The sequence below is a fragment of the Streptomyces sp. SID14436 genome (genome assembly GCF_010548465.1).
GTDB lineage: Bacteria > Actinomycetota > Actinomycetes > Streptomycetales > Streptomycetaceae > Streptomyces.
This window is the reverse complement of the sequence record NZ_JAAGMD010000805.1, coordinates 1-279: the sequence shown is the minus strand read 5'-3', so window position 1 is coordinate 279 and position 279 is coordinate 1. Positions and strand designations below refer to the sequence as shown.

The following is a 279-nucleotide window of genomic DNA, read 5'->3' as shown; positions in this document are numbered from 1 at the left end:
CGGCCAGGGCCGGGGCCGCGTCCCGTTCGGCCTCCTGGATCGCGGCGGACACCCTGCTCACGCGGTCGGCGGCGGCACGGTGCCGCAGGACGGCCTCGGCGGCCTGCCAGGCGGCGTGCAGGGTGCGGGCGTCGGCGAGTTCGCGTTTCTGCGCGGCGGCGGACTTCTCGGCGGCGGCCAGGGACAGGGAGGCGTGCCGGTAGGCGAGTTCGGCGGAGATCAGTGCACTGCGGTCCCGGGCGGACTCGCTGTGGGTGACGGCGTAGGCCGCGGCGGTGA

1 protein-coding gene is annotated in these 279 nt (G+C 77.1%); it reads right to left on the bottom strand.

All coding sequences use genetic code 11. The features are described 5' to 3' along the window. Positions 1-279 (bottom strand): hypothetical protein (locus G3I53_RS29170; protein ID WP_164438948.1); only part of this gene is annotated, 279 nt, incomplete at both ends.